At 35.3% G+C, this 19020-nt stretch carries 19 protein-coding genes; 15 read left to right on the top strand and 4 right to left on the bottom strand.

The features are described from left to right. Positions 1-9 precede the first annotated feature (9 nt). From A9D35_RS07685 to A9D35_RS07670, 4 genes are all read right to left on the bottom strand, one after another. Positions 10-3147, bottom strand: coding sequence for a SusC/RagA family TonB-linked outer membrane protein (locus tag A9D35_RS07685; RefSeq protein ID WP_066221196.1), 3138 nt, complete (start codon positions 3145-3147; stop codon positions 10-12). A gap of 618 nt (positions 3148-3765) precedes the next feature. After that, positions 3766-5232, bottom strand: a complete 1467-nt coding sequence (locus A9D35_RS07680) for a RagB/SusD family nutrient uptake outer membrane protein (protein WP_066221193.1) — start codon at positions 5230-5232, stop codon at positions 3766-3768. A 13-nt stretch (positions 5233-5245) separates the two neighbouring features. Continuing rightward, positions 5246-8455, bottom strand: a complete 3210-nt coding sequence (locus tag A9D35_RS07675) for a SusC/RagA family TonB-linked outer membrane protein (RefSeq protein ID WP_066221191.1) — start codon at positions 8453-8455, stop codon at positions 5246-5248. A gap of 121 nt (positions 8456-8576) precedes the next feature. Next, entirely contained in the window at positions 8577-10265 is a 1689-nt protein-coding gene (locus A9D35_RS07670) for a BamA/TamA family outer membrane protein (protein ID WP_083191654.1), read from the bottom strand. Between the two features lie 177 nt (positions 10266-10442). Here A9D35_RS07670 and rpsL point away from each other — a divergent pair, with 177 nt between their 5' ends. From rpsL to rplN, 15 genes are all read left to right on the top strand, one after another. Next, entirely contained in the window at positions 10443-10817 is a 375-nt protein-coding gene (rpsL, locus tag A9D35_RS07665) for a 30S ribosomal protein S12 (protein ID WP_057783973.1), read from the top strand. Positions 10818-10840: 23 nt separating this feature from the next. After that, on the top strand, positions 10841-11317 hold the full coding sequence (gene rpsG / locus A9D35_RS07660) for a 30S ribosomal protein S7 (RefSeq protein WP_066221189.1): 477 nt from the start codon (positions 10841-10843) through the stop codon (positions 11315-11317). A gap of 3 nt (positions 11318-11320) precedes the next feature. Beyond that, positions 11321-13447: an elongation factor G gene (gene fusA / locus A9D35_RS07655; RefSeq protein ID WP_066221187.1), complete on the top strand. Its 2127-nt coding sequence runs from the start codon at positions 11321-11323 to the stop codon at positions 13445-13447. Between the two features lie 10 nt (positions 13448-13457). Beyond that, positions 13458-13763, top strand: a complete 306-nt coding sequence (rpsJ, locus tag A9D35_RS07650; RefSeq protein WP_007650482.1) for a 30S ribosomal protein S10 — start codon at positions 13458-13460, stop codon at positions 13761-13763. 160 nt (positions 13764-13923) lie between these two features. Further along, complete coding sequence (rplC, locus tag A9D35_RS07645) at positions 13924-14541, top strand: 50S ribosomal protein L3 (RefSeq protein ID WP_066221183.1); 618 nt, start codon at positions 13924-13926, stop codon at positions 14539-14541. Then, positions 14541-15170: a 50S ribosomal protein L4 gene (gene rplD, locus A9D35_RS07640; RefSeq protein WP_066221180.1), complete on the top strand. Its 630-nt coding sequence runs from the start codon at positions 14541-14543 to the stop codon at positions 15168-15170. Before rplC ends, rplD begins: the two co-directional genes overlap by 1 nt. Before the next feature lie 7 nt (positions 15171-15177). Further along, positions 15178-15468, top strand: a complete 291-nt coding sequence (gene rplW, locus A9D35_RS07635) for a 50S ribosomal protein L23 (RefSeq protein WP_066221177.1) — start codon at positions 15178-15180, stop codon at positions 15466-15468. A 10-nt stretch (positions 15469-15478) separates the two neighbouring features. Beyond that, positions 15479-16306, top strand: a complete 828-nt coding sequence (gene rplB / locus A9D35_RS07630; protein ID WP_066221175.1) for a 50S ribosomal protein L2 — start codon at positions 15479-15481, stop codon at positions 16304-16306. Between the two features lie 3 nt (positions 16307-16309). Further along, positions 16310-16588, top strand: coding sequence for a 30S ribosomal protein S19 (rpsS, locus tag A9D35_RS07625; RefSeq protein ID WP_057783963.1), 279 nt, complete (start codon positions 16310-16312; stop codon positions 16586-16588). 6 nt (positions 16589-16594) lie between these two features. Then, entirely contained in the window at positions 16595-17002 is a 408-nt protein-coding gene (gene rplV / locus A9D35_RS07620) for a 50S ribosomal protein L22 (protein ID WP_066221173.1), read from the top strand. Positions 17003-17009: 7 nt separating this feature from the next. Next, positions 17010-17732, top strand: coding sequence for a 30S ribosomal protein S3 (gene rpsC, locus A9D35_RS07615; RefSeq protein WP_066221170.1), 723 nt, complete (start codon positions 17010-17012; stop codon positions 17730-17732). A gap of 19 nt (positions 17733-17751) precedes the next feature. Next, positions 17752-18171, top strand: a complete 420-nt coding sequence (gene rplP, locus A9D35_RS07610) for a 50S ribosomal protein L16 (protein WP_066221167.1) — start codon at positions 17752-17754, stop codon at positions 18169-18171. Positions 18172-18184: 13 nt separating this feature from the next. Beyond that, positions 18185-18376, top strand: coding sequence for a 50S ribosomal protein L29 (gene rpmC / locus A9D35_RS07605; RefSeq protein WP_066225924.1), 192 nt, complete (start codon positions 18185-18187; stop codon positions 18374-18376). 12 nt (positions 18377-18388) lie between these two features. Continuing rightward, complete coding sequence (gene rpsQ / locus A9D35_RS07600; RefSeq protein WP_066221163.1) at positions 18389-18646, top strand: 30S ribosomal protein S17; 258 nt, start codon at positions 18389-18391, stop codon at positions 18644-18646. Between the two features lie 2 nt (positions 18647-18648). Next, a complete protein-coding gene (rplN, locus tag A9D35_RS07595) occupies positions 18649-19017 on the top strand; it encodes a 50S ribosomal protein L14 (RefSeq protein ID WP_038527308.1) in 369 nt (122 codons plus the stop codon). The last annotated feature ends 3 nt before the right edge of the window (positions 19018-19020 follow it).

Here is a 19020-nt window from a genome sequence, read left to right as displayed (position 1 = left end):
CTTTAATTTTTAAAATTGTAAGTTAACACCTAATGACATAATTCTTTGGTTGTAGGTACGACTGTTAGTTGTTCCTGCAAAACTTTGCTCAGGGTCTAAACCTTTATGGCTTTGTAGTGTCCATAAATTGTCTCCTTGGAAGTACACTCTTAATTGAGTGAATCCTAATTTTTCAGCAGTGTTTTGGTCGAAGTTGTAACCAAAGTTTAATGCTTTTAATCTTAAATAATCGTTTTCAAATAAGAATCTAGTAGATGTAGAGTTAAAGTCGTTGTTGGCAGTTGTAAGCATTGGTACATCTGTAACATCGCCAGGTTGTTGCCATCTGTTAGCAATATCTTTAGAAGCTGCTCTACCAACACTTTCCATACTTCCCATTAAATTTGCGTAAGAACTATCGTAAATATAAGATCCTACACTAAAGTTAAATAAGAAACTTAAATCGAAGTTTTTGTAACGTAAGTAGTTATTCATACCTCCAACTAAATCAGGAAGAGAAGAAGCACCAGTGTAGTTTCTAGACGCTTCGCTATATTGTGTTGTAATTTCTTTTTCTCCTGTAGGCTCTCCATCGGCATCAAGTACATCTTTATACCATTGTCCCATTCCAGTTTCAGGATCTACACCTGCCCATTCTTGCATGTAAAACTCGTAGGTAGATCTACCAACTTCCCAACGTTTTGTTCCGTTAATGAAAGATTCTTGAGTAAGTTCTGTAATTTCCATTTCGTTTTTAGAAATGTTGAAATCAGTATTCCATTGGAAATTTGTATTTTGAATGTTTCTTGTTTTTATTTCTAATTCAAAACCATAGTTTTTAATGGCACCTACGTTAGTCGTGATGGCATCGTTACCTGTTGAGATAGCAAGTGGTTGATTGTAAATTAAGTCTTTAGATGCTTTGTTGTAGAATTCTAAACTACCAGAGATTCTGTCGTTAAAGAAACCGAAATCAAGACCAATGTTAGCAGATGCTGTTTTTTCCCAAGTTAAATTAGGGTCTGCAACACTACCTAAAATTACTCCTGTGTTATCTAACTGGTTCCATCCTGTCTCGAATAAAGATAAATAAGGGAAGTAAAGTGGTGTACCAGCACTATTTAAAATATTGTTATTACCTAACTCTCCATAAGATCCTTTAAGTTTTAAAAAACTAATAATAGAGCTGTTGTTTAAGAAGTTTTCTTCAGAAATTAACCAAGATCCCCCAACAGAGTAGAAGTTACCCCATCTTACATCTTCTGCAAATCTAGACGATCCATCTCTACGGAAAGATCCTTCAATAAAATACTTTTCACTATAGTTATAAGACGCTCTTGCTAAATAAGACATTAAACCTTCGTCTGTAAAAGCACCACCAACATATTCTGGAGTCGTGCTACCGTTAAGTACTTTTACATTAGGTAAAAATCCAACACCTTGTGCTGTTAAATCGTCGTTTTCTCTTTTATAAGTTTCAGCGATTAAATTAGCACCGATGTTATGATTTCCGAAAGATTTGTTGAAGTTTAAAGAGTTTGTCCAGTTTCTTGTAGTAACAAAATCTCTATCTTGAGATACTCTACCTCCTACGTTCGCTGCATATCCGTATTCGTTACTTACATATTCGTAAGAGTCGAAAACATATTTTTCGTAGTAGTACTGCGATTTAAAGCTTAAGTAATTTGTGAAGTCCATTTGGGCATACCCGTTAACAGAAGTTAAATCTCTTTTATAACGAACATCGTAGTTGTATAGAGCACCTACACCATTTTCTCCTCCAAATACTGGTCTTACACCGTTTACTGCTTGATTACCATTATTTCCGTAATCGTAAATTTTTTGTCCATTCCCGTCTAAAATTAAATTTCCATTCCCATCTCTTTGGTAAAGTGGGTAATAAGATGACATACTATAGTACCATTGTTGTGCACTTTGGAATGAAGTACCCGATTGAGTTGGGTAGTTTTGATCTGATGCAGAATAAAATACACTAACCCCTGTTGTTAACCAATCTAGTACTTGAGAATCGATATTCATTCTTACTGTACCTCTAGAGAAGTTAGATGTTTTTATAGCTCCTTCTTGGTCTACGTAATCTACACCCATGAAGTAGTTTGTTTTATCGCCACCTCCAGAAACATTAAAAGAATATTCTTGTCTAAGGGCGCTGTTGTTAAATAATTCGTCGCTCCAATCGTTATCCCAAATTTTTTCTGTAGTCACTAAGTTTCCGTTAACATCTACAGGAGCTCCATTGCCGTAAGGGTCGTAACCTAAAACAGATACTAAACTGTTTGTTGCACTTTGCGCAGCGTCTTGAGCGCTAAGTCCGTCAGTGTATACACCTTCGTTTCTTAGAGCTTCCCAAGTGTATTTTGTAAAATCATCTGTAGAAATCAATTCGTGGAAGTCTACCGCTTGGTTAGCAATACCAGTTTTTGCATTAAAGCTTACTTGTACTGGCATGTTTTTCTTACCTCTTTTAGTAGTAATTACAATTACCCCATTGGCACCTCTAGAACCGTATAGAGCAGTAGAAGACGCATCTTTTAAAACACTCATGCTTTCTACTTGGTCTCCACTTATGGTGTTAAGGTTTCCGTTAAAAGGCGCACCGTCTACAATAATTAAAGGATCTGCAGATGCGTTAATCGATCCAACCCCTCTAATTCTAATAGTAGGGTTATCTCCTGGTTGTCCACCGGCTTGTACAATGTTTACCCCAGAAACAGTACCTTGTAAGGTAGAGGTAACAGATACAGTTTGTTGTTTTTCTATAACCGAAGCATCAATTGAACTTACCGCTCCAACAATAGATCGTTTCGTTTGGCTACCATAAGCCACAACTACTACTTCGTCTAGTTCTGCTAATTCTTCTTCTAATACCATGTTAATGGTATTGTTTTGACCAACAGTAACTTCTTTGGTTTTGTATCCCATGAAAGAATACGAAAGGACACTACCTACCGGTGTTGAAAGGGAGTAATGTCCGTCAAAATTAGTTTGAGCACCTTTTGAAGTACCCTTAACTAAAATGTTAACTCCAGGTAAAGGCAAGCCCGATTCATCGGAAACCGTCCCTGAAATTGTTTTTTCTTGTGCGAACGCCAATTGCACACAAAACGCTAGAAACAGCGTTAGAATTCCACTAAACTTTGTTTTCATTTTTATTTGATTTGAATTAGTCTTCTGCCAAATTCTTAATTTTAAGTTAATAAAACAATAAAATTTACTTAAAATTCGGGATTGGGGCTATTTTTTAATTATTAATCAAATAATTGTTGAAAAAGTTCTAGTTGTTGAAAATAATTAGGTATTTTTTCTAATTCCGTAAGTTTTACAAGGGGTAGTAGTTCTTTTGGTTGCGGAATTCTCAGTCCGTTATGGGTGCAATTGACGTGTTTGTCACTTTTTTTTACTATAAAGTTTCTAGTTTCTTAATTTTTTAAATTTTATGATAAAAATCATAGTATTTCTAAATATTTATATTGAGCTTTTTTAGGCGGTTTTTTGATGATTTTCTAGTTCTCTTTTGTGTTCTGTTTTTATTCAATTAGCTTAGATTTTGGAAGAATTTTTGGACCTTGATCATGGTTTAATGTAACAATGTATCAATTTATCAATGTAAAAATGTAGCAATGTGGTCGAATATGATTGAAATCTGGTTAGTTTGCGATATAGCTATTAAATATTCTAAAAAAGGGGTAAAGAAAAAGCCCTGTGTAATTTTTTACACAGGGCTTAATATGAAGTAACCTTTATTAAAAATCTAAGTGTTTTAGATTAGTTAATGTTAGGGTTGTTTTGAATTTCTGATTGAGGAATATCAAAAGTTAATCGATCATCATTAGATTGAATTACTAAACCTGGGAATGATAAATGGTTACTAGGTAAAGTAATTGCAGAGTTGTTACGCTTCATTAACAAATAACTTTTTCCTTCTCCCCATAACTCGATACGTGTTTGTAATAAGATTTCATCTAGTAACGCATCTCCACTTAAAGCATCAACATAAGTGGTATCGTCCATACGTAAATCTAAAATGGCTTTTAAAGCTGCTCTAGCTGTAGCATCGTCTCCAGTTTTAGCAGACGTTTCAGCGTTTAATAAATACATTTCTGCAACACGCATGTATAAATAATCTGTGGTAATATTACGTTGTCCACCAACTACTCTGTCTGGAGAGTAAAATTTATTGATTGGGTAATATTGACCGTCACCATAGGCATTAACGAATTGTCCTTTTCTTACGTCATTATCGTCAATAGCAGCTAAAAGCTCATCACCGATAATTTTCGGATCTCCAGCCCAAGCATAGCTATAAGTGAATAAATCTACTTGTCCCCACCAAGATACTAAATCAAGGTCAGAATTTAAGGTAATATCTGTTCCCCAGATCCATCCGCTAGTATTCACATCGTTAAAACCACCAGTTGCTTCTTCTTTGCTAACTAAATTAGCACCAGAACTTAAAATAGCATCTTGACTTAATTGTTTAGCCATTTCGTTTTCTCCCATGGCAGCATAAGTATATGCTAATAATGCTTGAGCAACGGTTTTGTTTACATAAGATTTAGAACTTCTGTTAAATCCTTCTAAACCATCGATAGCATAGGTTAAATCTTTAACGATAAGATCGTACACATCTTGAGTAGAACTTAACGGTTGATTTGGTTGAGATAAAGAAGTGTAGATTGGTAAAATTAACTCAGACGGATCGTAAGATTCAGCAAATAATTGTGCTAAATAAAAGTAAGCGTAAGCACGCATTGCACGCGCTTGAGAGTAAGAATGAATAGCGTCTGATACAGGCTCTAATTCGGCATCATTCCCACCAAATCCATCAATTACAGAATTCGCTCCGTTTACAATTCTATAGTAGTATCTCCAAGGCTTGTAGTTATCGTTATTTGTAAAGTCTACAGGAGAAAGCATTTGAGATACGTTAGAGTACCAACCATAAGTTAGTCCACCAAGCACCATATCTCCAGATAAAAGGTCGCTATAAATATCGTATCCTTTTTGACCGAAATCATCGTGATCTAAGTCTGTACCACCAGAACCTGTTTTATACATGTTCTCGTAAATACCTCTTAATAAGGCTTCAGATAATTCTGGGTAACCTGGAGCAATTTCCTCAATTTCTTCATCGGACATATTCTCCGATGGATCTTTTTCTAAGAAATCAGCACTACAACTTACAACAGTTGTTAGTGTTAATCCTAATAGTATATATATAAATTTTTTCATGTTTTAATGTGTTTTAGAATCGAATATTAAGACCTAAAGTTACTGAAGTTAAAGGAGAGTAAGTATAGGTATCTGATAATCCTGTTTCTGATGATGATGGGTTAAAACCAGCTCTTTTAGACCAAATTCCTAAGTTGTCTCCAGATAAAGATACTGTAAAATGAGACATTCCCATACGCTCAACATAATCTTGAGAGATTGTATATGCTAAACGGATGTTGTTTAAACTTAAGTAATCTGCTTTAGTAAGGAAACGTGTAGATGTGCTCGATACGTTTGCATCATAATTACTACTAAGTCTTGGAACATCTGTAATATCTCCTGGGTTTTGCCATCTGTCTCTAATGTCTGTATGCCAGTTGTTTCCACCTGCTTGATCATTACTCATTAAACCTGCATACACAGCGTCGTAAGCATAACCTCCTAATCCGTATAAGAATTGTACATTAAGTTGGAAACCTTTATAACCTGTTGCTAAGTTAAATGCTCCTCTAACGTCTGGTAAGATACTCTTGTCAACAAATTTTTGAGTAGCATCTGCATAGGTTGTAGTAGTTGTTTGAGAAATGTTTCCAGCTCTATCTGGGTATTGTGCCAAGTAATCTGTTAACGAGGAAATACCTTCACCGTCGTTTACAATTCCGTCGTTATTGGCATCGTAGAAATACTGATTCCATTGTCCAAGACCAGTTTCAGGATCTACACCAGCCCATTCACGCATATAGAAGTCGTAAATAGAATGTCCTACGGCTCTACCATAACGGCCTTGAATATCTAAATTCTTTTGTTCTCCTGTAGCAGGGTCAATAGGCATTCTTGTTAATTCGTTAGAAACGATCTCACCATTAATTCCTAAATCTAAGTAGAAGTCTTGTGTTTTAACTAAGTGTGCAGTAAGATCAAATTCAAGACCAGAGTTACGTAAAGATCCGTCGTTTACTTTAATAATAGCATATCCTAAAGATGGACCCACACGTCTGTCGAAAATTAAGTTTTCTGTATCTTTAATGTAGTAGTCTACAGCTGCATCTAAGTAATTTCCTAAAGAAAACTCAATACCTGTTTGGAATTGATTAGATGTTTCCCAAGTTAAATCTGGGTTACCTTTAGTGTCAAATACTAATGTTGGTTTGTCGTCTAAGTTACCAACCGAATACATGTCTAATCCAGGATAGAATCCTACACCACCTTGATCACCAATTTTACCGTAACTCGCTTTTAATTTAAGGTGACTAAACACATTTTGGTTTCTCATGAAGTCTTCGTTAGATAATGCCCAAGCACCACTAAATGAATAGAATGTACCCCATTTGTTTCCGTTTGTAAATCTTGAAGATCCGTCACGTCTAATTGTACCCGCTAAGAAATACGTTTGATTATAGTTATAGTTTAACTGACCAAAGAAACTTTCTAAAGAGTACCCTTCGTTGTAAGAAGACATTGGAGTTTGAATAATAGCATCGTTCCAATCTGTACTTCCTGGATCTGTTAAATAGTTTTTAGAACCATATAAGTATTGTCTGTTCCAATCGTTAATTTCGTGTGCTGCAAGTGCATCTATATTATGGCTACCAAATTTTTTCGTATACGTTAACATATTTAATAGGTTGTAAGAAAAAATATCAGTTCTGTTTTTGTAGATAGAACCGTTTTGTCCTGCACTTGGGCCATAAAATGGTCCATCTTGTTGGTTATAGTCACTATTGTAATAGTTCCAACCAAACTTGTTTATTAATTTTAAATCTTTAGTGAATGTAATATCAATACTTGCACTACCATTTAAATTGTGGATCTTACTTCTAGAAATTGAGTTGTGCGCGTCTGCAATGGCATTGGTTAAACCTCCAAATCCACGTCCTTCACCGTAATCGTAAATATTACCACCGTAATGAGGGTCTGGCATGGTGTTACCGTTAGCATCTCTTAAATATAATGGGTAAATAGAAGGAATGTTATCTACAAACCAGAATATAGAACCAGAGTCAGATGTTTGACCACCGTTATTACTAGTAGAATTAGTATATCCAATATTTAAGGTTCCAGATAACCAATCTTTAGCTTTATGCTCTATATTGGCACGCACAGAATAACGTAGATAATCTGAATTTACAGAGTATCCGTTATCATTTAAGTAACCAAAAGAAGTAAAGTATCTTGTTTTGTCTGTACCACCACTAATTTTTAAGTTAGCTTCAGTTCTTAAAGACGCTTGGAAAGCATAATCTTCCCAGTTTTCTGGATTGTATTTACGTGTCACACCATCACGTACTTGTCCAGTTGCAGGGTCGATAAGTTCTGCTCCGTTGTCAACATTCCACATGTTGTAAGCAGCGTTAATACCAGAACTACTAAATAATCTTTCGTTAGCATAAGCTTCTCCTCCCGAACCGTTAATAGCATTTCCTCTGTTTTTAAGAGCTTCCCAGCTAATTCCGATATATTCTTCTGGAGAAGAAATTGTTGAATAACGAGGTAAACCATTAAAGTTTTGTCCAGTTCTAATATCTAATTCTATTTCATCTTTGTTTCTAGCCCCTTTTCTGGTGTTAATCACAATCACACCATTGGCACCTCTAGAACCGTAAATTGCAGTCGCAGCCGCATCTTTAAGGATTGTAGTAGATTCAATATCAGTAGGGTTAATAGCATTGATAGATCCAGAATAAGGAACTCCATCTAATACATAAAGTGGGTCTCTGTTACCATTTACAGATCCAAAACCTCTAATACGTACAGTAGCATCTTCACCTGGTTGTCCAGTAGTGTTAATTACACGTACACCAGAAGCTTCCCCAGCTAAGGCTTGAGATACGTTAGATACAGTTTTACGGTCTAAAGCTTCTGCTTCAATTTGTTTTGCAGAACCTGTAAAAGAACGTAATGTAGATGTACCATAACCAACAACTAATACCTCGTCTAGCTCTGCTAAATCTTCAAGTAAAGTTACGTCGATAGTAATATCGTTACCTACTAATTTTTCAATGGTTTTATAACCCATGAAAGAAAAAGATAGGGTACTACCTTTACTTGCATTAAGTGTATAATTTCCATCAAAATCTGTTTGTGTACCGGTACTGGTACCTTTAATAATAATGTTTACCCCAGGGAGTGGTAAGCCCGATTCATCGGAAACTGTCCCTGAAATTTTGTTGTCTTGTGCGAAAGTTAATTGCACGACAAACACTAGGAATAGCGTTAGTATTCCACTAAACTTTAATTTCATTTTAATATGTATTTGAATTAGTCTGCGGCAAAAATCCTAATAATAAGTTAACTTACCAATAATTAAACATTAAATTTTTTTGTAATTGCCATTCTTCAAACGATATAGTATTAATATTGTCTTAAAAAAATGAAGTAATACTTAAGTGTATTTTTGCATTACTGATACTAAAAGGGAGGTTTTCGGTTTTACCATTAGCATAATTCATTTTTAAAAGGCCAGCCTTTGTTAATATCGCAAAACCAACACCTAATCCTAATAATTTTTCCTTTTGACTAGAAATTGGATCTTCAAAGTAGGAAAAATCTGTAATGGAATGTACGAAAATCGTCGAACTTAGTTGATATCTGTACTCTAAATTAAGTACACCATAGAGGTTTGCGGTTAAACTATTTTCTTCAAATCCGCGAATAGAATTGATACCTCCAAACCGTAATAATTCATTTTCTAAATAGGTGTCAGATAAAATGCCGCTTGCTGTAATTTTAGCATAAATGCTGTTTCTTTCATTTAAATTGAAAATATGGGCAAATTGGGCCTCGAATTGAATTTGATTTTCTTTGGTCTCAGAATACGTTCGGGTACCCATTCCAAACGTTAAATCGGCATAGGATTTTGTTGGGAATAATAGATTGTCTTCGTTATAATTAATATAATTGTATTTAGACTGTACAAAACTGGCTTTATAATCTTGTAAGTTTGTTGGGATGTTTTCTTTTAATAAGTTGTTAGAGTTGGTTGAATTATAACCTAAATATATTTTATGTTGTGTGTTTAATTGATAGTATAGTTTTAAAGATTGGTTCACCGTTGTAAAGGTTGAGTCTTTTTTAAAAATGTTTAAATCGATATTTGCTCCAATTGGCGATTTAAATATATATGGTGCGTCTACATTTATATTAAATGTTTTTTGATCGTTTTCATCGCTTTGGTAAACGATTTTTAGAGCTTCGCCAAAATTTAAATTATTTCGGAGTAACATATTAAGGTAACCACTAAATTCTAATTTGTTGGTGTCTTCGTTTGTGGTGAAACCTAAATACCCATCAAAATTATTACTTTTCTGTTTTTCTACATATATATATAGTGTCGTTGAATCTTTTGTAAAGAGCACTTCGGGGTCCCTAATTAAATTGGCAAATGGGAGTTTGTTTAGCCGTTTCGTTTTTATGATGATTTCATTCATATTAAAAAGATCACCTTTTTTTATGTCGGCATAATGCTTAATATATTTTTCAGGAAATTTCTCGTAACCTTTAATTATAATGTTGTCTATGTTTCGAGGTGTTTCTTTTGTAGAAGTAATTAAATCTGCTTTAAGGCTGTCGTGTTCTATTTTTATGTCATTTAACTTTAAGGTAGAGAAAGGGAGGCCTTGATTGGCTAATTTAGAATTTAAGGATTTAAGCGCTTGTTCTGTTTCGTGTATGGGAAGCACGATGTAACGATCTTGAATGTTTAATTTTTCACTTTTTAAAACGTCTTCCTGGATTTCGTTTGTGTTATACCTTATATATAGGTGTGTGTATTTTTTATTTAAATGGACTACACTGTGGTAAGTGGTGTCGTTATTTTTTGTTAACGGTGTTATGTTATGTGCAAAAAATCCATTTCTATTTAAGGTGGCGCTTAAAGTGTCTATAGCGTTTAGAGCAGAAATATAATCGTTGTGGTGTTTTTTGTATCCAATAGAATCAAGTGTTAAGCTGTCGGTTTCTGTTTTGGCTTCAATATTTAGAATAAGATTCTGGCACAATACATTAGCGGTTGCGACAAAAAATAAACAAATAAGAAAGAAAGTGTTACGCACGAAGTTGTATGCTTTTAGAATTGTAAATCTAACGGAAAAACTAAACTAATAATGTATTGGAACAGATAAAAATGAAATCCGATTGAAAATTAATTGATTAGGGTTTGAAAAATAAAAATAAATCCCTACATTTGCAGCCCTCTAAGAAGAGGTATTTTATAAATATTATAGAAAAATATGCCAACAATTTCACAATTAGTACGAAAAGGAAGAGCCAAAATAACCAAGAAGAGTAAATCGGCTGCTTTAGATTCGTGTCCTCAAAGACGAGGGGTTTGTACGCGTGTTTACACTACTACACCTAAGAAACCTAACTCTGCAATGCGTAAAGTAGCAAGGGTTAGATTAACGAACGGTAACGAAGTGAATGCATACATCCCTGGTGAAGGTCACAATTTACAAGAGCACTCGATAGTATTGGTTAGAGGTGGAAGGGTAAAAGATTTACCAGGAGTTAGATATCACATCGTTCGTGGTGCCTTAGACACAGCAGGTGTTGCAGGTAGAACACAACGTAGATCTAAGTATGGTGCAAAACGCCCTAAGAAGTAATTAAAATCTTTTAAAGAAAAGACATGAGAAAAAGACAAGCGAAAAAGAGACCGCTTTTGCCAGATCCGCGATTTAACGATCAGTTAGTAACACGTTTTGTTAACATGATGATGTGGGACGGAAAGAAGTCAGTAGCTTTTAAAGTGTTTTACGATGCAATTGATATCGTAGACTCAAAGAAAACAGACGAAGAAAAAACAGCTTTAGAGTTGTGGAAAGATGCCTTATCTAATGTTATGCCACACGTAGAAGTACGTAGTCGTAGAGTAGGTGGAGCAACATTCCAAATTCCAATGCAAATTCGTCCAGACAGAAAAGTTTCTACGGCAATGAAATGGTTAATTTCATTTTCACGTAAAAGAAACGAAAAATCTATGGCACAACGTTTAGCTTCAGAAATTTTAGCAGCGGCTAAAGAAGAAGGAGCGGCTGTTAAGAAAAGAGTAGATACTCATAAAATGGCGGAAGCTAATAAAGCATTCTCACACTTTAGATTCTAAGAAATGGCAAGAGATTTAAAATATACAAGAAACATAGGAATTGCTGCTCATATTGATGCTGGTAAAACAACAACAACAGAGCGTATTCTTTATTATACAGGAGTATCTCATAAAATTGGTGAAGTACACGATGGTGCTGCAACAATGGACTGGATGGAGCAAGAGCAAGAACGTGGTATTACTATTACGTCTGCAGCTACAACTTGTACATGGCAGTTTCCTTTAGAGAACGCTAAGCCAACTCCAGAGACTCATGGATATCACTTTAATATTATCGATACTCCGGGTCACGTTGACTTTACAGTAGAGGTAAACCGTTCTTTACGTGTATTAGATGGTTTAGTATTCTTATTTAGTGCAGTAGATGGTGTTGAGCCACAATCTGAAACTAACTGGAGACTTGCTGATAACTATAAAGTACCACGTATTGGTTTCGTTAATAAAATGGACCGTCAAGGATCTAATTTCTTAGCGGTATGTCAACAAGTAAAAGACATGTTAAAGTCTAATGCTGTGCCAATCGTTTTAAACATTGGTGAAGAAGGTGACTTTAAAGGTATTGTTGATTTAGTGAAAAACAGAGCTATTGTATGGCATGATGAAACTCAAGGGGCAACTTTTGATGTTATCGACATTCCAGAAGATTTAAAAGAGGAAGCGCGTAAATACCGTGCTCTTTTAATTGAAGAAGTAGCTTCTTACGATGAAAACTTATTAGAAAAATTCATGGAAGATGAAGATTCTATTACAGAAGAAGAAGTGCACGCTGCACTTAGAGCTGCTGTAATGGATATGGCTATCATTCCTATGATTTGTGGTTCTTCATTTAAAAATAAAGGTGTACAATTCTTATTAGATGCTGTATGTCGTTATTTACCTTCTCCATTAGATAGAGAAAGTGTAATAGGAACTAACCCTGATACAGATAAAGAAGAAAGACGTAAGCCTTCTGTTAGCGAACCGTTTGCTGCTTTAGCATTTAAAATTGCTACCGATCCTTTCGTAGGACGTTTAGCATTCTTCCGTGCTTATTCAGGGCGTTTAGATGCAGGATCTTACATCTTAAATAACCGTTCAGGTAAAAAAGAACGTATTTCTCGTATTTATCAAATGCACTCTAACAAGCAAAATGCTATCGATTTTATCGAAGCAGGTGATATTGGAGCAGCAGTTGGATTTAAAGATATTAAAACTGGAGATACAATGAGTGATGAAAAACACCCAATTGTATTAGAAAGTATGGATTTTCCAGATCCAGTAATTGGTATCGCAGTTGAGCCTAAAACTAAGGCTGATGTTGATAAATTAGGTATGGCTTTAGCTAAATTAGCAGAAGAAGATCCTACGTTTACAGCTAGAACAGACGAAGCTTCAGGACAAACTATTATTTCTGGAATGGGTGAGTTGCACTTAGATATTATTGTAGACCGTTTAAAACGTGAGTTTAAGGTTGAAGTAAATCAAGGACAGCCACAAGTAGAGTACAAAGAAGCTATTACACAACGTGCAGAACACAGAGAAGTTTATAAGAAACAATCTGGTGGACGTGGTAAATTCGCAGATATTGTATTTACACTTGAGCCTGCAGAAGAAGGTAAAGTTGGTTTAGAATTTGTTTCTGAAATTAAAGGTGGTAACGTTCCTAAAGAATTTATCCCTTCAATTGAAAAAGGATTCAAAATGGCTATGGCAAATGGTCCATTAGCAGGATACGAAGTTGATGCTATGAAAGTAACATTAACAGACGGTTCTTACCACGATGTGGATTCGGATCAATTATCATTCGAATTAGCAGCGAAATTAGGATTTAAAAATTCAGCAAAAGCAGCAAAAGCTGTAATCATGGAGCCTATCATGAAACTTGAGGTAATTACTCCTGAAGAAAACATGGGTGACATTGTTGGAGATTTAAACAGAAGAAGAGGTCAAGTTAGTGACATGGGAGACAGAGCAGGTGCAAAAACTGTTAAAGCTACTGTGCCATTATCAGAAATGTTTGGTTATGTAACTACATTAAGAACATTATCTTCTGGTCGTGCTACATCTACTATGGAATTTTCACATTATGCTGAAACACCTTCTAATATATCTGAAGAGGTAATTAAAGCAGCTAAAGGTACAGACGCTTAAAACTAAGAATATGAGTCAAAAAATCAGAATAAAACTAAAATCTTACGATCATAACTTAGTAGATAAGTCTGCTGATAAGATTGTAAAAACTGTAAAAAGTACAGGTGCAGTAGTAACAGGACCAATTCCGTTACCAACGCACAAGAAAATTTTCACTGTATTACGTTCTCCTCACGTTAACAAGAAGTCTAGAGAACAATTTCAATTAAGCTCTTACAAGCGTTTACTTGATATCTATAGTTCTTCTTCAAAAACAATCGACGCTTTAATGAAGCTTGAATTACCAAGTGGAGTAGAAGTTGAGATAAAAGTATAAGTAGAGCACTTACGCAAGTAAGTTTTACAGAAACAGAAGTTTCAAAAAAACATGTCCTGAGCTGCGAGCGAGGGAAAAACGGTAAAAATACATTCAGGGTTGAACGTGTTTTGACCCTGAATTTTTTTATATATAAATACTAATAAATAAATTAATAATTATGTCTGGGTTAATTGGAAAAAAAATCGGTATGACCAGCATCTTCGATGAAAATGGAAAAAACATTCCATGTACAGTAATTGAAGCTGGACCATGTATCGTTACCCAAGTCAGAACTGAAGAAGTTGATGGTTATAAAGCCCTTCAACTTGGTTTCGATGACGCGACAGAGAAAAGTGCTACTAAAGCTGACCTAGGTCACGCTAAAAAAGCAGGAACTTCTGTAAAACGCAAAATCGTTGAATTTAAAGGTTTTGATGAGGAGTACAAATTAGGTGATGCAATCACTGTAGAGCACTTTGTAGAAGGTGAATTCGTAGATATTGCTGGAGTTTCTAAAGGTAAAGGTTTTCAAGGGGTTGTTAAACGTCACGGTTTTGGTGGTGTAGGACAAGCAACTCACGGTCAACACAACCGTTTAAGAGCACCAGGTTCTATTGGAGCAGCTTCTTACCCTGCAAGAGTTTTTAAAGGAATGAAGATGGCAGGAAGAATGGGAACTGATAGAGTAAAAGTTGAAAATTTAAGAGTTTTAAAAGTAGTTGCTGAAAAGAATCTACTTGTGGTTAAAGGATGTGTTCCTGGTCATAAAAACGCTTATGTAATCATTGAGAAGTAATGAAAGTAGCAGTTTTAGATATAAATGGAAAAGAAACTGGAAGAAAGGTAGACCTTTCTGATTCAGTTTTCGCTATCGAGCCTAACAATCATGCTGTGTATTTGGATGTTAAACAATATTTAGCAAACCAAAGACAAGGAACTCACAAAGCTAAAGAGCGTGCTGAGATTTCTGGATCTACACGTAAGATTAAGAAGCAAAAAGGAACTGGTACGGCTAGAGCAGGTAGTATTAAGTCTGGAGTTTTTAAAGGGGGTGGACGTATGTTCGGACCAAGACCAAGAAACTACAGTTTTAAACTTAACAAAAGCCTTAAGCGTTTAGCACGTAAATCAGCCTTAACAATTAAGGCAGCAGAACAAGGAATTGTTGTTTTAGAAGACTTTAATTTTGATACACCAAAGACTAAAAATTTCACTAGTGTATTGAAAGCTTTAGACTTAGAAAACAAAAAATCACTTTTTGTGTTGGGTGCATTAAATAATAATGTATATTTGTCATCACGAAATTTAAAGAGCTCTGAAGTGTTAATAGGTTCAGAATTAAGCACTTACAAGATTTTAAATGCAAATAAAGTAGTTCTTTTAGAGAGTTCTTTAGAAGAAATTGAATCGAATTTAAGTAAATAGAGAAGCGATGAGTATCTTAATTAAACCTATAATAACAGAAAAAGCGACTACAAACAGTGAATTAAACAACTGTTTTAGCTTTATGGTTAATACAAAGGCGAACAAGGTAGAAATTAAAAAAGCAGTTGAAGCTGCTTATGGTGTTTCTGTTGAAAAAGTTCGTACAATAAATGTCCGTCCAGATAGAAGTACTAAGTTTACAAAAACTGGTATTCAACATGGTAAAACAAATGCTGTTAAAAAAGCAATTGTACAACTGGCGGAAGGTGAAGTGATTGATTTATACAGTAACATGTAATTAGACAAAAATGTCAGTAAGAAAATTAAAACCGATCACACCAGGTCAGCGATTTAGAGTAGTTAATGGATTTGACGCCATTACTACTGATAAGCCGGAGAAAAGTTTATTAGCTCCGAACAAAAGATCAGGTGGTAGAAACAGTCAAGGAAAAATGACCATGCGCTATATTGGTGGTGGTCATAAAAGAAGGTATCGTATCATTGATTTTAAAAGAACTAAAGCAGGAATTCCTGCCGAAGTAAAATCAATCGAGTACGATCCAAACAGAACCGCTTTTATAGCATTATTAAATTACCAAGACGGAGAAAAAGCATATATCATTGCTCAAAACGGATTACAAGTTGGTCAAACAGTTGTATCTGGGCAAGAAGGTGTAGCTCCAGAAATTGGAAATTGTATGCCGTTAAGTCAAGTTCCGTTAGGAACAATTATTTCTTGTGTAGAGTTACGTCCGGGACAAGGTGCTGTTATGGCGCGTAGTGCTGGTGCTTTTGCTCAATTAATGGCAAGAGATGGTAAATTTGCAACAATTAAACTTCCATCAGGAGAAACTAGATTAGTATTAGTTAACTGTATGGCTACAATAGGTGTTGTGTCTAACTCAGATCATCAATTACTAGTATCTGGTAAAGCAGGTAGAAGTAGATGGTTAGGAAGAAGACCTCGTACAAGACCGGTAGTAATGAACCCTGTAGATCACCCAATGGGAGGTGGTGAAGGAAAATCTTCTGGAGGACATCCTCGTTCAAGAAAAGGTTTACCTGCTAAAGGATTCAGAACCCGTTCTAAAACAAAAGCGAGTAATAAGTATATTGTAGAACGTAGAAAGAAATAAGACATGGCAAGATCATTAAAAAAAGGACCTTACGTTCATTATAAATTAGATAAGAGAGTCCAAGAAAATGTTGAGGGCGGAAAGAAAACAGTAATCAAGACTTGGTCTAGAGCCTCTATGATTACTCCAGATTTCGTTGGACAAACTATTGCAGTACATAACGGACGTCAATTTGTTCCTGTATATGTAACTGAAAACATGGTAGGACATAAATTAGGAGAATTTTCACCAACTAGATCTTTTAGAGGTCATGCAGGTGCTAAAAACAAAGGTAAAAAGTAGTAAGCTATGGGAAGTCGTAAAAAACAAATGGCAGACGCTATTAAGGAAGATAAAAAGCAAGTTGCTTTTGCGAAGCTTAATAACTGTCCTACGTCACCAAGAAAAATGCGCTTAGTAGCCGATTTAGTAAGAGGTGAAAAGGTAGAAAAGGCACTTAATATTTTAAAATTTAGCCAAAAAGAAGCTTCAAATCGTTTAGAGAAATTGTTATTGTCTGCAATTGCAAACTGGCAATCTAAAAACGAAGACGCAAGTATCGAAGATGCTGAATTAATAGTTAAGGAGATTAGAGTAGATGGTGGATCTATGTTAAAAAGATTACGTCCAGCTCCTCAAGGTCGTGCACACAGAATTAGAAAACGTTCTAACCACGTAACAATTGTGGTTGGAGCTAACAATAACATACAAGCTTAATAGAGATATGGGACAAAAAACAAATCCAATCGGAAATCGCTTAGGAATTATCAGAGGATGGGAATCTAACTGGTACGGAGGAAACGATTATGGTGATAAACTTGCCGAAGACGATAAGATCAGAAAATACGTTCATGCACGTCTATCTAAAGCTAGTATTTCAAGAGTAATTATCGAAAGAACTCTTAAACTTGTAACCGTTACTATCACTACTGCTAGACCTGGTATTATTATCGGAAAAGGTGGTCAAGAGGTAGACAAGTTAAAAGAAGAACTTAAGAAAATTACTGGTAAAGAAGTTCAAATAAACATATTTGAAATTAAAAGACCAGAACTTGATGCATTTTTAGTAGGGTCTAGTATTGCTCGTCAAATAGAGAACAGAATCTCTTACAGACGTGCAATTAAAATGGCTATCGCTGCTACAATGCGTATGAATGCTGAAGGAATTAAAATCCAGATTAGTGGTCGTTTAAACGGGGCAGAAATGGCTCGTTCAGAGCACTATAAAGAAGGACGTATTCCATTATCAACATTCAGAGCCGATATTGATTATGCTTTAGTTGAGGCACATACTACTTACGGTAGATTAGGTGTTAAAGTATGGATCATGAAAGGTGAAGTATATGGTAAAAGAGAGCTTTCTCCGCTTGTTGGATTGTCTAAGAAGCAAGGAAAAGGTGGACCACGAGGAGGAGCAAATGCTAACAAATCTCGTCGTAGAAAGTAATTTTTTAAAGTAAAGAAAAATGTTACAGCCTAAAAGAACAAAATTTCGTAAGATGCAAAAGGGACGTATGAAAGGGAACTCTCAAAGAGGGCACCAACTTTCAAACGGAACTTTTGGAATAAAATCGCTTGATTCGAATTTTTTAACATCGCGTCAAATAGAAGCAGCACGTATTGCCGCTACACGTTACATGAAGAGAGAAGGACAACTTTGGATTAAAATATTTCCAGATAAGCCTATCACAAAAAAGCCTCTTGAAGTACGTATGGGTAAAGGTAAAGGTGCCGTTGAATATTGGGCAGCCGTTGTGAAGCCTGGAAGACTACTTTTTGAAGTAGGAGGAGTACCGTTAGACGTTGCAAAAGAAGCATTGCGTTTAGCCGCTCAAAAATTACCAGTAAAAACTAAGTTTGTTATCGCTAGAGATTACGAAGCATAATTTATTTGATGTTATGAAACAATCAGAAATTAAAGAATTATCTCCTGCTGAGTTACAAGAGAAACTTGGTGAGACAAAAAAGAGTTATTCAGACCTGAAAATGGCACATGCAATATCTCCTTTAGAAAATCCAATTCAATTACGTAACGTAAGACGTGACGTAGCAAGAATTGCGACAGAATTAACTAAAAGAGAATTACAATAATTCTGCTGAAAGATGGAAAAAAGAAATTTAAGAAAAGAACGTGTAGGAGTTGTTACTAGTAACAAAATGGAGAAATCTATTGTAGTTGCCGAAGTAAAAAAAGTAAAACACCCTATGTATGGTAAGTTCGTGTTGAAAACGAAAAAATACGTTGCACACGACGAAACTAACGATTGTAACATTGGAGATACTGTAAAGATCATGGAAACAAGACCTATGAGTAAATCTAAATGTTGGAGACTAGTTGAAATAATCGAAAGAGCGAAGTAATTATGTTACAACAAGAATCAAGATTAAAAGTAGCAGATAACACTGGAGCAAAAGAAGTATTAACAATACGTGTTCTAGGTGGTACTAAAAGAAGATACGCATCTGTAGGAGACAAAATCGTTGTTTCTGTAAAAGACGCAACTCCTAATGGAAACATTAAAAAAGGAGCTGTATCTACTGCAGTTGTTGTACGTACTGTAAAAGAAGTAAGACGTCCGGACGGATCTTATATCAGATTCGACGATAACGCTTGTGTTTTATTGAACCCAACGGGTGAGATGAGAGGAACTCGTGTTTTCGGACCTGTTGCAAGAGAACTTCGTGATAAACAATTCATGAAAATTGTATCATTAGCACCTGAAGTGCTTTAATGA

Source organism: Formosa haliotis, from assembly GCF_001685485.1.
GTDB classification, from domain to species: domain Bacteria; phylum Bacteroidota; class Bacteroidia; order Flavobacteriales; family Flavobacteriaceae; genus Formosa; species Formosa haliotis.
Note: the sequence above shows the minus strand (reverse complement) of the source record. Positions and strands in the feature narration are given on the sequence as shown.